We start from the raw sequence: 13295 nt of genomic DNA, 5'->3' as shown, positions 1-13295 counted from the left end.
CAAGATGTTCTTGCTCGCGTGAAATCACAGGTCGATGGGACTCTGTCCTGCTGCTGGTCAGGGTGTTTCGTCAGTACCCCGCCTCGCGGCCGACCCGAGACCCGCGCGGCCAACCTCGCGTTGCGCGAGCACCGCCGCCGCCACGCCGAAGCGGGTCAGCGCAACACCCGCCAGTGCCCGCCGCCGACACCTACACCGCGCACTCGTACGCGCCCGCAGCGTCCCGATCCCGGTCATCGCCCAGCACACCCGGTGGACGCCGATCTCCCCGGTGCTGCAGGGCTACATCCGCGCTGTGGACCGCTGGTGCCACAACGCGATGCGCGACCACGGCCTGCAGGAGCCTGGGCCGGGCACCTTCGAGACCCGCACTGTCCGTCCCACGCCACTTCGCAAGACCTGCGGATCCGGGATGGGACGCACCCTACGCTGCCCGGATGGCTATCAGAGTCCTGCCTGATCCGAGTCAGCACGGGGCCGCGTTCAAAGCAAAACGACATTGGGCAGAATCCAGGGACTCTGCCGCGCGTTACCTCCACCGGCATACATGGTTTGTGCGTTGGCGTCGAGCAGCCGGATGTTGGTTCCGTTGAGGAGATAGGAGGCGGAGTAGGTACGAAAAACTGGTGCTCCATCGGCTGGCCTTTGATGGTCGGGGACGGTGGTTTCCTTTGCCGCCAGCACTGTCCAGAGCAGGCACTGCTGGTTCCTGGCCAGTGCTGGGGTGAGTGCTTGAGCGGTGACGTGGACGCTGTCAGGTCCCGTCCCGCGGGCAGCGAAGCTCTCTACGGCCACCGTTCCACCTGTTCCCCATTGGAAGTCGCCGACCCGTCGGAGACTCAAGGCCGAGCAGAACGTCGTGGATGGCAGGAAGGTGTACAGGTGTTTGCTTTCGGATTGGTCCCAGTCGTTGGCGACGCCGCCATAGCGTGTCGTAGTGACGACGAGGCGGCCAGGCAAGGGTGCTTGCCCGAAGCGAGAGCCGTCGTTTTCGTCCTGGCCAGGCCAGGCGGACTTGTGTGGGTGATCGGCGAGCAGTAGACCGGCAGGGCTCCCGGATTCGGGCATCCAGCGGCCGTGGAAGTCCTGTCCTTCGGCCCATTGCGCCCATGCGTCGGCATCAACGGCGTCGATAAGGTACGAACGGATCTGGACCCAAACGGTGTGGTGCGGTATCTCCGCAGCCGCGTCATCCGGGCGTTGCGGCTGCGACCATTGAAAGTGGCCTTCCAGGACAAGCCACTTATCGCCCGCCTCGTCCGTGCAGGCGAGGAGACGGTCGACCGGTGGGCTGTGTTCATCGTTGGTCGCCCAGTCGGGATCGAGATGGTGGGGGAACCTGGCCTCGACCGGTGCGTACCAGGTGGCGGGCGTGTCGTCATAGATCCGGTTCTCGGTTCGGCGTTGCAGCATCGTCGGGTCGATGTCGTGACCGTAGACGTCGAGTGGCGTGTCGTATTGGGTTCGCTGATCGTCGCGGCGATGGGGGTCGAGTTCGTACCGGTCGGTCATGCGCCCGACAAGTTGTTTGAATGCGATCCAGATGTACTTTTGTGCGTAGCCTTCATGCTTCTTGCGGTCTGGCGAAGTCGCGCGTGGAAGGTTTCGATCGATGACGCCGAAGCGTTCTGGTGTCCAGCCGAGTCGGAGCGCCTCCTCGAACAGGATCGCTCCGAGATGATCTGCGTTGAGGTCGCGGTCCAGATTGAAGCGATGGATCAGAGATTCGACCACGTATTTACGGAAATCGTCGAAGCCGGACATCACTGGGTGGTGGATGGCGCTGTACTGATGGTTCGGCGGCCCGGCCAGTTCCTCGATCTCGGCCTGGGAGAGCTGCGGGGCGATCCAGTCTGAGTTGTAGGGCGGGTGGACTTGGGCGGCCAGGTCCTCGATGTCCGGCCGCCAGCCGTGTTCCAGAGCTGCATCGAAGGCACGCCGCACGTAGTCGCGGCTGAGGTAATTCTGTGGCCAATAGCTGCGTCTTAGGGTGAAGTCCAGGACCGCCTCAGCGGCGCGCGTCGCAGTGTTCGGGGTGAGGGTGCGTTGGGCGATGCCGCAGCCGACTGCCAATAGCCGTTCCTCGATGTAGTCGTCGCCGCTGTCGGTGAAGCTCTGCAGGATCGGCTTGTAGAGGTGCGGTGCCGGCTCCAGCAACGCGATGATCGCTTTGGTGGCGTTGTCGCGCGTGGGCCGGTGTGAACAGGACAGTGCCCAGCAGAGTGTGAGGGCCGCGAGATGGCGGGTCTCGTCGCTGGCCTCGGCGCTGGCTTCGGACCATGCCCAGTCGATCAGGCCGGGAAGGTGACCGTCGATCTCGTCCTGCCGATCACAAAAGTAGGACCAGGTCGCGTCGCGTTCGGGGAGGGTGGAGCCAGCGAGTTGCTGGTGGAGCCACTCGGCGTTGAGTGGGTGGCCTGGGACGGTGGCGACTTGCAGAACCGTGTTGTTGGCTTGGTCGGTGAAGTCCGGGTTGCGCTGGAGCTTCGTAAGGATCTGCACCGTGCCAGCACTGACTGCGTCGGGTCTGCGCCAAGCGACACTGAGCAGGAAGTCGGTGAAGGCTCTGGGGTGGTATTCGTCCGGTGAGATCTGCAGCACGTCGACCAACTCGACGCCGTATGTTTCGGGCAGGACCGCGGCCATGGCTTGCAGGACCCCGGCGTGTGCCCACCACTGCTCGGACATCCGGCTCGTTTCGGTCCTCACCTCATCAAGGTCATGCGCTGCGATGAGCTTGGCCAGTGCGATGTCCCCGAGCCTCTCATACCCGAACCTGACGTAGTCCGTGCCATCAATCGAGAGATCCGCCAGGATCGCTTCCTTCAGCAGACCGTTGAGCAGGCTGCGGCTCCATCCGCGGTCTGGGAGCAGGGCGGAGGTAATCCTTTCCACCTCAGCCTTGGGCAGTCTGCGTCCCCGGGCATGCATGGCAGCCGCGATCTGCTCTATCGCCTTTCGGACGAGTGCGCCGCTCGGGTCATAGTCACAGCGCTCCTCGGCCGAGAGCCGGGTGTCCATCGCGTCGAGGAAGCTTTCGTAGATCCACGTCGTTCCGATACCGGTACGCGGAAAGCTCTGCTCGCCGCGAGTCTGCAGAGCCGTGCACAGGAGTTTGAGGAACAGCGGGTTTGTGATCTCCGGGTCCAACATCGGGAACGAGGGCCGCACAATGCCGTACCAGTCGAGGAACTGCCGCACCGCGTCACGCGGCACTTCCTCGAAACCGGTGTGCTGGAAAGCCAGAAGTCGCCTCTGCATTGCCGGCGACAACGTGTCGGCGAGGAACTCACTGCGACAGGACAGGACGAGCCGGATATGCCGGAACTTGGCGACGTCGTCGAGGAAGCTATTCAGGTGCCTGTTCCACAGCCCCCGGTTGGTCGGCTCATTCAGCCCATCGATGATGATCAGACCGATCTCACCAGCCGCCTGGCAAGCGACGTCGAAGGTGGCCAGCAGCTGGTCGGCTGGGCTGTGGAACCTTATGAGCCTACAGAGTTCCACGTCGACGGGCCCGCGTTCGAATTGCTCACCGAGCGCGATGAGAGTGGGCAGGCCGTTCGCCGCGCGGTTCCTGGCGAGGTCGCACAGCAGGTGGGTCTTTCCCGCACCGCCCGTGCCGGTCACCAGGACCGCGGTGGCCGCGAAACTGCGCCACCCCCGGCTGGTACGGAGCCGCTCCAATCCGGTGACCGCCGAGCGGATCGCCGCAAGCTGGGCGTACAGGCTGCCAGCATTGCCGATGTAGAGGCGGTCGTGAAGGCAGTGCTGCCGGAGCAGGCCGGAGACGTTCTCCACGGGGTCCCAGACGGCCTCAATGGCGGGACCAAGGTCAGGCAGCGCGCCATCCGGCTCGCGCGCCTGCGAGGCGGCTTTAGTGACCACTTGGTCGAGCCGGTCGAGGCATTCGTCCAGCGCCGTGATAGCAGGCCTGAACAGCTCCGGCCGTGTTTCGGGCAGCGACAGGCCATAGGTGCCTCTGGCCTCACGGAGAGGGGCCAGCATGGCCCGGATTTCGTATTCGAAGGCGGGAGTACGGGCGAGCCCGTCGAAGACGGCGGCGATCGGAAGTTCGACGTTCAGGTCAGGGCTGTATCGGCCGTCCGCGTCGGCCTCCGCCCGTGCCGCAATCTCGCGGAACCGGTCCCCCATGAAAACGTCCAGATCAAACCAGTAGCGCAGTCGCCCGACCTGCGATGGCTGGAGCAAGCACTCGTTCAATTGGGTTTCGCCGATATACTTGAACGTCACGGTCCTACCGGCTGCCGCTGCCTCGTTTTCCCATTTCGTGACGTGCTCGTTCCATTTGGTCGATGCGCTCTTCGCCTTGGCGGTATCACCCCCAGGACGGTTGTAAGGCAAGAGCACGTAGTATCGCTCAAGCTTGGGCTCGGTGATCAAAGCACGGCGAATGGATTTGTCGATCTGCGTGAACGCATCGGCGTCAAGAGTGAACAAGTACTTCGCCTGCCACGCCCAGGTCGCCCCGCCCGGCAGTTCACCCCGCCCCTCTCGACCCCCATCGGGATTCCCGAACGTGGTGAACGCAGTGCCCTCCGGCCACGTGACCAAGCCGCCGTAGATCATCAACTGGTTACAGAGTTCCTCGAACCCGTCACGACGTGATCCCGACGGTGCCTTGCCGCGGATCTGGTGCCAGTTGATCTCAGGTAGCTGCGTCACGGGTGTCACACTCTCAGCGTAGAGCGACCGAAAGCTCTCCTGTAGATGTGCGCCTCTGCGGCGGCCAACCCCCATGCCTTCGCCTTGCCGCCTGATGCCGTTACTCCCCCTTGACGCACAGAAGGACCCGGCGCCACTTTTTCAACGCTCACGGCACCCGCTAGCGACGCCGGTGGGAGGCGAACGCACCGGGGATGTCACTGCCTCGTTTCGCTACCTCGGCCTTTCCGCTCGACGACACGGCACCCGACCGTCCAGACCAACCCCAACTGGTCTGCCGCCGCGGAAGCGACACCGCCGGTCATACCTGGCTCCACTCACCCGCCGCCGCGGTTCTCACGCTGGGCGGGCCTTTGCAGCCCAAGAACCCGGTCACCAGACCGGCGATGAGAGCCTGCGGCGCCGCCACGATCATCGTCATCATCACCCGGGCCGCATCGGACCTGTAGTTCAAGGCCGGTGCCGTTCGCGCCACAGTCCGCAGAGCGCCAGCGACAGTCCGGTCACCGCGACACCGGCCCCGACTGGCGGCCCGATGCCGGGGGCGAGCCACACCAGGACTGCGGCCACCGCGCCCGCGGCGACGCAGGCCACCGCAATGATCACTTGCCGTGGCACGAAGTCGCCAGGACCGCACCCGCCGCGCTGGCCTGGTTCGCTGGGGTGAGGGTTACGGGCAATGCCGTCCACCGTGGTGTGCCTTCCTGTTCGGGGCTGGTGACAGCACGCTCGCGCCGGAGGCTGTGTGGGTTCGAGACGATTGGGCGATAACGGACGATCCTGATCGGATGACCAGATCGAGGTGGCGGGTGTAAAGGTGAATCCGAACGTTTCCGAACGGTCGGGGAGTACCGATGGCGGCGATCGCCCCAGACCGAATCGCGACCAGTCAGGATCTGGCCGAGCAACTGGCGCTGCTGGCCGCGCGGTACCCGCACGGGATCCATCGCCTGGCCGCCGACGCCGGGTTGGGCGCGGGGACCGTGCACGCGCTGATCACTGGTGGTACTGCGCTCCCGCGGGTGAGAACGTTGGAGAACCTCGTCCGGGCGTGCGGCCAGAATCTCGGGCCATGGCTAAGGCCCGGGAACGGCTGGTGAGCGCCGCGCGGGTCGAACGCACACGACCTTTGCCCGATCATGCGCGACCTGCAGGGAAGCCGCTGGGGCGGGTGATCGGCGAGTTGGAGGAACAGGACGCGCTGACGCCGGAGGTGCACCAGGCCTTCGCAGCCACAAGTCCATCCTCGGCGGCGGTGCCGGTGCTGCCGCCATATCTGGACCGGCCGGGGTTTGACGACCGGTTGCGCGCGGCGGTGGCGGCCGCCATTCACGGCAGCCAGCTGGTGATGGTGGTCGGCAGCCGGGCCTTCTCCTCGTCCGGCGGCGGAGCCTGCCTCACCGGCCGTCGCGCGTCAACCCGCCCGCCGCTTCGCTCACGGGCGGGTTAACGCGCTCTCGGCTCGGTGAGGCGGACGGCTTCCGCCGGACGAGGAGAAAGGGCCACGGCCTGAACTCCTCCAAAGATCTTCATCATGAAGGGCCTGCGGATGAGCACCATGCAGACAGAGAGCGCCGTCTCCCAGAACGCATAGCAGCGGGAGACGGGCGGGAGCCGACGATGTGCAGGCGCAGCCGATGGCTTCCAGAGGTCCCTCTTCCCCGGCAGCTCCAGGTTCGGACATCACGGCGCGTGCGCCGCGCGCACCTCTTGCCCCATCGCCCGCGCCCCGCGTGCGGCGGACGACGATGGTTTCCGGTCTTCAGGAGGACACGGTGAGCCAAGACCAGCAGGACCAGACCAGCGAACACGGCAGCGACCCGACCGATGCCGCGACCTCCGTCCCCTTGGGCATCGCCCGCCCCGGCGCGTGGACGATGCTGCCCGATTGGGTGGCGCTCAGCGGCATCTCCGCCAGAGCCCAGGCGCTGTATTGGCAACTGGCTGTGCATCTGAACCGGCGGCGCGGCGACCGCGTCGTGTTCCCCTCACGGCAGAACCTGGCGGCCCGGATGGGCTTCTCCCAGGCCCGCACCATCGACCGTTACCTCACCGAACTTATCGAGGTCGGCGCGATCGACAAACGCACCACCCGGACCTCGGGCATGCGTTCCCGCAACTTCTACGTCCTGCATCTGCAACCCCGGCCCGGTTATCAGGGGCCGCGTACGCTGGCCGACACCCCGCGGGCTGAACCGGACCACACCCCGGAGCCCGACGAGATCACAGACCACGAGGGCGGCCCGCGCCCGCACCGGCCGGTCCAGCAAACTCCCGGCAGTGCGCAAACGCGCACAACCCGAGTGCGTAAACACGCATCCCAGGAGAGCGCGTGTGCGCACCCTAACCAGAAGAACCTTAACCATAAAAACCACCACCACCAGGGACGCGTAAACACAGCCGAAGCCGTGCCAGGACGCGGTGAGAGCACCTGGGACGACCGTGCCCGCCAAGTGGTGGTGGAGGAGGCGCGGCATCTTCTTCGGACGCTGCCGCAGCAGGTCAACCTGAGCGAGAGCGCGATCCAGCACGCTGCTCCGTGGGTGGCAAGGGCCTTGGAGGACGGTTGGCCCGGCGACCGGCTCCGCGCCGAACTCACCCGGGACCTGCACGGGGCCCGCAACATCCCCGGGGTGATCATCAGCCGACTGCACAGACTGCCGCCCCCTCCGCTCCCAGAGCCCCTCACCCAGACTCCAGCCGCCCCTCGCACCTGCCCCGACCATCCCGGAGCAGCGCGCCGTAGCGACGGTGAATGCGCCGGTTGCTGGGCCGACAAGCACCACCGCCGGTAACACCCAGACCAGCACGCTCCGCCCCGGCTACACCCGCACCGAAAATGATCTGGCGAGGGGGAGCCACGGGGCATCCGAAGAAGACTACGCACCTGCCCGCCACTGTGAGTGATCACGAGGCGATGTATTTCTTGAGGATCAGACCGCTGGCGGTGGGAGATCTGGGCGGGTGTCGAGCGCGTCTCGGCAGCGGCTTTCCCTGAGGCGGTTCGGCTCGATTGATGCTGGGACGAGCCGGGAGCCCGAAACTCTCCGGTGCCGCAACTCCATGGCAATGGATCGACCAGATCGGCTATCTGCTGTCGGTGGGCCGGTCGGCGCGGGCACAAACTTGGTGGTGGTGGTGGTGGAGATTTTTCTCGGTCGTTCTCTGCCGGTGCGACGGAGCAAGATATGGGTTATGTCAGACATAACCGTGCCGACGCGGCTGGGCGCTCTTATGCTCGAAGAGTGAATGACGGCAAATCCACCGTGAACGTGGGAGCCATCGCGGACGCGATCAGCCAGGCTCTGCCCGCCCACCGAGCACGGAGCGCCTCGTGGTCGCCAAGGTAATCGGAAAGAAGAAGACCAAAAAGAAGGCGGGGACGGCGAGGACGGGAGCCGAGCACAGCCGTTCCACGACGCGCGACGTGCTGAGCTATTTGTACGGGCCGGGACGGGCGCAAGAACACCACGACCCGCACCTGATCGCCTCGTGGGACGGCCTGGTCGACGACCCGGCCGCAGCCGCCTCACCGGAGGAGGCCCAGGTGCGGCTGTCGAAGTTGGCCGCCGAACTGGACCGGCTGACCGTCATCCACCCCCGCCGCGGCCGGGACCTGTGGCACTGCGCGGTCCGCACCGCGCCCACCGACCGGCTGCTGACCGACCAGGAATGGAACCAGACCGCCCGCGAGCTGGTCGACGCGGCCGGGATCGCGCCCAAGGGCGACCCGGCGGGATGCCGGTGGATCGCGGTCCGGCACGCCGACGACCACATCCACATCGTGGCCACGCTACGGCGGATGGACGGAAAAATGCCCAACCGCAGCAACGACTACCTGCGGCTCCGGCAGACCTGCCGGAGCCTGGAGGAACGCTACGGCCTGACGGCCACTCCGCCGGTGGACTGGACCGCCTCCCGCCGCGCCACGCGCGCCGAACTCGGCAAAGCACAACGGCTCGGCCGCGACGCAGTAGCCGGAAACCTGAATACCGGATCTCTGATGCGTCGCCTTCCGGTGGACGGTTCGACCCGTGCATTCGAGAGGAAGACGACGGCGCAGGCGGCCGGGTGGGCGCGGGCGGTGTCGGCGCGCGACACGCTCAGGAGGCGGGTCCGCAGCGCCGCCGCTGCAGCCGCCGACGAACCGGCGTTCATCCGCGCGTTGGCCGACGCGGGCGTACGAGTGCGCACCCATGATCTTCCTACGCCCGGCGGCGAGCGCGTCCCCGCCGGGTACGAGGTGCACCTGCCTGGTGATCTCACCGCCAGCCGGGATCCGATCTGGTACGCCGGGTCCACCCTGGACCCAGATCTGTCGCTGCCGCGTATCCGTGAACGATGGCAAGGAGTCGTCCCTCCCCCGCGCAACACCCACGCCAACGCGGCGGCGAGCGCACCAAGCCCGAGCCCTAGCGACACCCGGACACGCGCCTGGAACGCCGCCGTCAGTCCGCTGGCACAAGCGGCGCGAGCATTCGACACCGGTAGCGACACTGTCGGTGACGCCCCCTCCAGTGCCCTGCGCAACGCTGCCACCGACGCCCACCGTGCCGCGAACTCCCAAGCGGTGGGCGACCTGCTCACCATCGCCGCCGACCAAGCCCCCGGCCAGATCCGCGACCAGCTCACCGCCGCCGCCCACGCCTTCGAACGCGGCGCACGCGTCCCCATCCAACGCACCCACAACGAGGTCAGTTCCAGCCTGCGACGTGCCACCCAAGCCATGCACGCCGCCGGCCAAGCAATGACCCGACGCCAGGAAATCGCCGCGATCAACGCGCTCATCCTCACCTCCGTAGAGACGTTGCATGCCGCGCTGGCCTGGCATCGGCAGCTCCGCCTCACCGCCCAAGCCGCATCCACCCAGCGGGCGATCCATCACCTGCGGCTGGCCGCCTGGCAACTGGACCCAGTGCACCACTTCCCCGACCGCGACGCCGCCCAGCGACCCGACCTCCGCCGCGCCGTCCACGCCACGCTCGGCGGGCTGATCGACCCCGCCCAGATCACCAGCGACCCCGCCTACCCGATCCTGGCGACCATGCTGCACCGCGCCGAGCACACCGGATACGACCCCGCCCCCGTCCTCCACGCCGCCGCCGACAACGCCGAAATCGGCAAGGCTCCACACGTTCCCGGCCTGCCGCTGGCTGATCTTTTGGCCTTCCATATCCAGCAGCGCCTCAACACCCCCGCCCCTGCGGCGGACGGGCCACGGACTGTGAACGACGTCCCGGGCTGGCCCGCGCACAACGAACCCGCGCACAACGAACCCGCGCGGGGCGGCGAAGAGGAGCATCCGGCCGGGGAACGCTACGCCGATCTCATCCACCAAGCGGCACGAGAATGGTTCGGCGACATGCACGCGGACCTGCGCACCCCCGAACTCACAGCGGCCCTACACGCCGCCGAACAGGCCGGACTACAGCCGCACACCCTGCTCCGCGAGACGAAAATGACACCGCCCTGGGTCAATCCTCAGGGCCGCCCCGCACCCGGTGCCGACCGCGCCCTCTCCAAAGAACTGGCCGACCAGATCAACCAGCGCGTCACCGACCACCAACACGCCGAACACCCCGACCGGCCTCCCGCCCTCAGCCACCCGATCCCCGAAAAATGGGCGCAACTACAGTCCCTGCTCATCAACGCACTACGCAACCACGGCTTGGCCGACACGGTCGACCAGCTGTACTCGCCAGCGCTGGAAGACCTCCTGCACCGCGCTCACACCAACGGAATCGACATCACCGCCCTTGTCCAAGCATCCGCCAACACAGTCGGACCGATCGACTCGGCAGAGTCGCTACCCCACCCCATCCACCGGCAACTCAGCGACGCCCTACACAGGACCGACACTCCATACCTCGCCATCCTGCGCGCCCACCTCCCTCAACGCCCGGGGATCGCATCACCAGACCAGGTCGCCGCCGCCCCAGCCTGGAAAACCGTCCTCGCCAAACTCCGCAAAGCCCGCGACGCCGGCCACCAGCCAGAGCAACTACTCCAGCGCGCCATCTCCAACAGCCGAGTCTTCAAGAACGCCGACTCGATCGCCAAAGTCATCGCCTGGAGCATCGACCACCTCACCGGCGGACCGACACCAAGCCGACCGAGCACCGGCCCACAGCCCTGGAACCGGCGACCCACTTCCCGCCTACCGACCGACCGCGGCCGACACCCGTGACCACCCCTGCTGTGACGGCCTTGTAGCGGGTGCGGCGCCGGCTCGTCCATACCGATCAGTGAGTGAATCTGTCGCTCGATCGCCTGTGTCGCTGGCCATCTCGGGGTACCTCGAACTGTGTTGGAATGCCAGGGACAGCCGAACCAAGGGCGGCAGCGATCAACTGATCTAGGCATCAGTGTCGTGTCCGTCGCACGCCACCAGCACGCAGATCTGACCAGGCGGCAGCTGCCCTCCCTCACCCAAGACCAAGCCGATCGAGGGCTCGCAATCCTCCAGCTCGATCAATAGCTAGCGGGTTGGCGAGCACCACCGAGCGGACGTATCCCCTAGACGAAGCGAAGCAACACGGTGCGCGACTTCACGGTGTGCCGACTTGTCGGTCGACGCTTTTCGGATGTAGGGGCTCAGACCGGTGATCTCGCGAATCTGAATGAGGGATTCTATACCGGGCCAGTCGCGGACATCCCAACCGTATGCCGCAGTGAACCGGTCCAGGTCCTCCAGTGTATGGCGGCCGAATCGGCGGGCCATGTAGTGCACCTGGATGAGATCCCACTCGCGAGGGCCTCGGGCGACGTGGTCCCAATCGCCGAGGACGACCTGGCCGGTAGTGAGTCGGATGACGTTGTTGGTGTGAGCGTCACCATGTACCAAGCCGGTCGGCAGAGTGGGGCGCAGATCAGTCCAGATACGCCGTAGTCGGCCCACTCGTCCGTTAAGCCAAGTGCGATCGTCCTCGGCCATGGCGTCCGGGTGCTGTTCAATGGCGGCCGCTACTGATCCGAAGGGGTCGGTAAGTTTTTGCAGCGCGACCGGCGGGCTAGGTCGGTGGTGCAAATCGCGGAGCAACTCACCGAGTTCGGCAGCGGTTGCCAAGGGTTGATGGGCTACGTCCAGCAGTCGCCAGACTGAGACCACTCGCCCAGTGACGAGGAATGGGTCCACCTCGGCAGGGACCACGCAGGGATAGCCCTGGCGGGCCAGCCATCGCGTGATGGCTACTGAGGAGGCGACGTTCGTGAACGCATCGGGATTGCCGGCGAGGCGGACCAAGAGCTGAGCGGTTGGTAGCGCGATCGCGCTGTTGCTGTGCTGATGCACCAATCGAGCATCGTCAACGGGAACCCGGCAGCGGGCACCCACTTCGGCGAGGGCATCCTCGATTTCAGGTGGCATCGCGGGCATGGGCAACAACTTTCCACGGTCAGATGCCGCAACCTTGCAACACCGGCTCTGCGGCCTTCATCAGTTCGCCGACGGCCCGGTTGTTCTCGTAGGGATTGAGAGTGTCGAGCACTTCGCCGAGCCGAATGCACACCCGTCGCGATGAGATGTGGGACGCCAGGTCAAGCATTTGATGGGCTGTAGCGCATGCAGCTTCGACTTCCAGAGTCTGGGCGTGACCGATGGCGAGGACGCCGAGGGTGAACGCGCGTGGCCGGGCGGCGGTGCGTGCGGCGAGGGCCTGCTCGGCGGCTTTGACGGCCTGCCGTCCCATGCCGAGGTTGACGTAGCATCGGGCCTCCTCGTGGCGCAGATGCCCGTACTCGTAGGCACCCATCCACTCGGGCTCCTGGTCGCCGTCGGCCTGCTCGTAGGCCGTCCACACGTTGCCGAGAACTCGTTGCGTCCGGGCCCTATCACCCGTCAGTGACCACGCCAGCGCGTGTTTGGTCATCAGAAATGCGCGGCTGAGGGGTGGTGCCGCGCGTGCGACGCCGACTGCGCCCTCGGTATAGGCGAGGGCTTGGCGCACGAAGGTCGCGCGTCGCTCTGGTCTCCTGGTGAGTGCGGCCCGGTGCAACTCGTGCTCACCGCGGCGGGACAGGACCCAGGCGGTCAGCGTGATATCAGCGCTTTCGGCGGCCATGCTGGACGCCCTGCCGAGCAGGCCGAGCGCCTGGTCTAGCTGGTCGGTGTCCAGGTGCATCGCTGCCACCCGCAGGGTGAACTCCGTAGCCAGGCCGAACATCTGCCGTCTGAGAGCTTCCGGCGCGCGCCCGCGCAGCATCGGCTCGATCACGTCGCTGAGATAGTCGTCGGCCTGTCGGCGAATGCGCCGCCCACCGAAGCGGCGGTCGGCGGCCATCAGGGCGTTCAGCATCATGCGGATCGCCTCGACGTCACCCTGGGTGGGGACCGAGATCGGTGGCTCCTGCGGGTCGTCCTCGAACAGTTCTTCCTGACTCATACTCAACGCCCGTGCATAGAGGATTCGGTAACGCTCTGTGATCCGCCGGACCTGCCCGTCCTCCCAGCGCTCGATATACCGAGTGAGGCTGCGCTCGGACGGCATTTTGTGCGGATAGTCGGAGGCTTCCCGCAATTCGTGCGCCATACGCGGGATGTCCCACCCGCGAGCCCTGCGTTCGTGGCGCAGACCTGCGCGGATCTCAGGAGTCGTCTCGTATGCCATGAG

General features: G+C 66.3%; 7 protein-coding genes. 4 read left to right on the top strand and 3 right to left on the bottom strand.

Features of this window, described 5'->3' with window-relative positions; genetic code table 11:
- Positions 1–483 precede the first annotated feature (483 nt).
- Positions 484–4695: an NACHT domain-containing protein gene (locus tag ACH01S_RS18710; protein WP_148344011.1), complete on the bottom strand. Its 4212-nt coding sequence runs from the start codon at positions 4693–4695 to the stop codon at positions 484–486.
- A gap of 845 nt (positions 4696–5540) precedes the next feature.
- Between ACH01S_RS18710 and ACH01S_RS18705 the strand changes: the two genes are divergently transcribed.
- From ACH01S_RS18705 to ACH01S_RS18690, 4 genes are all read left to right on the top strand, one after another.
- Entirely contained in the window at positions 5541–5786 is a 246-nt protein-coding gene (locus ACH01S_RS18705) for a hypothetical protein (RefSeq protein ID WP_067892892.1), read from the top strand.
- A complete protein-coding gene (locus ACH01S_RS18700) occupies positions 5759–6136 on the top strand; it encodes a hypothetical protein (RefSeq protein ID WP_148344012.1) in 378 nt (125 codons plus the stop codon). Before ACH01S_RS18705 ends, ACH01S_RS18700 begins: the two co-directional genes overlap by 28 nt.
- A gap of 325 nt (positions 6137–6461) precedes the next feature.
- Positions 6462–7481, top strand: a complete 1020-nt coding sequence (locus tag ACH01S_RS18695; RefSeq protein WP_148344013.1) for a helix-turn-helix domain-containing protein — start codon at positions 6462–6464, stop codon at positions 7479–7481.
- A gap of 539 nt (positions 7482–8020) precedes the next feature.
- Positions 8021–10873, top strand: coding sequence for a relaxase/mobilization nuclease domain-containing protein (locus ACH01S_RS18690; RefSeq protein WP_067892886.1), 2853 nt, complete (start codon positions 8021–8023; stop codon positions 10871–10873).
- Between the two features lie 291 nt (positions 10874–11164).
- Here the strand turns inward: ACH01S_RS18690 and ACH01S_RS42360 are convergent, their stop codons facing one another.
- Both ACH01S_RS42360 and ACH01S_RS18680 read right to left on the bottom strand, forming a co-directional pair.
- Positions 11165–12061 carry a phosphotransferase family protein gene (locus tag ACH01S_RS42360; RefSeq protein WP_083980849.1) on the bottom strand — a complete coding sequence of 299 codons (897 nt, stop codon included), beginning with the start codon at positions 12059–12061 and terminating at the stop codon, positions 11165–11167.
- A gap of 19 nt (positions 12062–12080) precedes the next feature.
- A complete protein-coding gene (locus tag ACH01S_RS18680; protein WP_067892883.1) occupies positions 12081–13292 on the bottom strand; it encodes an NsdA family TPR-like regulatory protein in 1212 nt (403 codons plus the stop codon).
- Between the last annotated feature and the right edge of the window lie 3 nt (positions 13293–13295).

Source organism: Actinomadura chibensis NBRC 106107 (assembly GCF_001552135.1).
Classification (GTDB): Bacteria; Actinomycetota; Actinomycetes; order Streptosporangiales; family Streptosporangiaceae; genus Spirillospora; species Spirillospora chibensis.
Note: the sequence above shows the minus strand (reverse complement) of the source record. Positions and strands in the feature narration are given on the sequence as shown.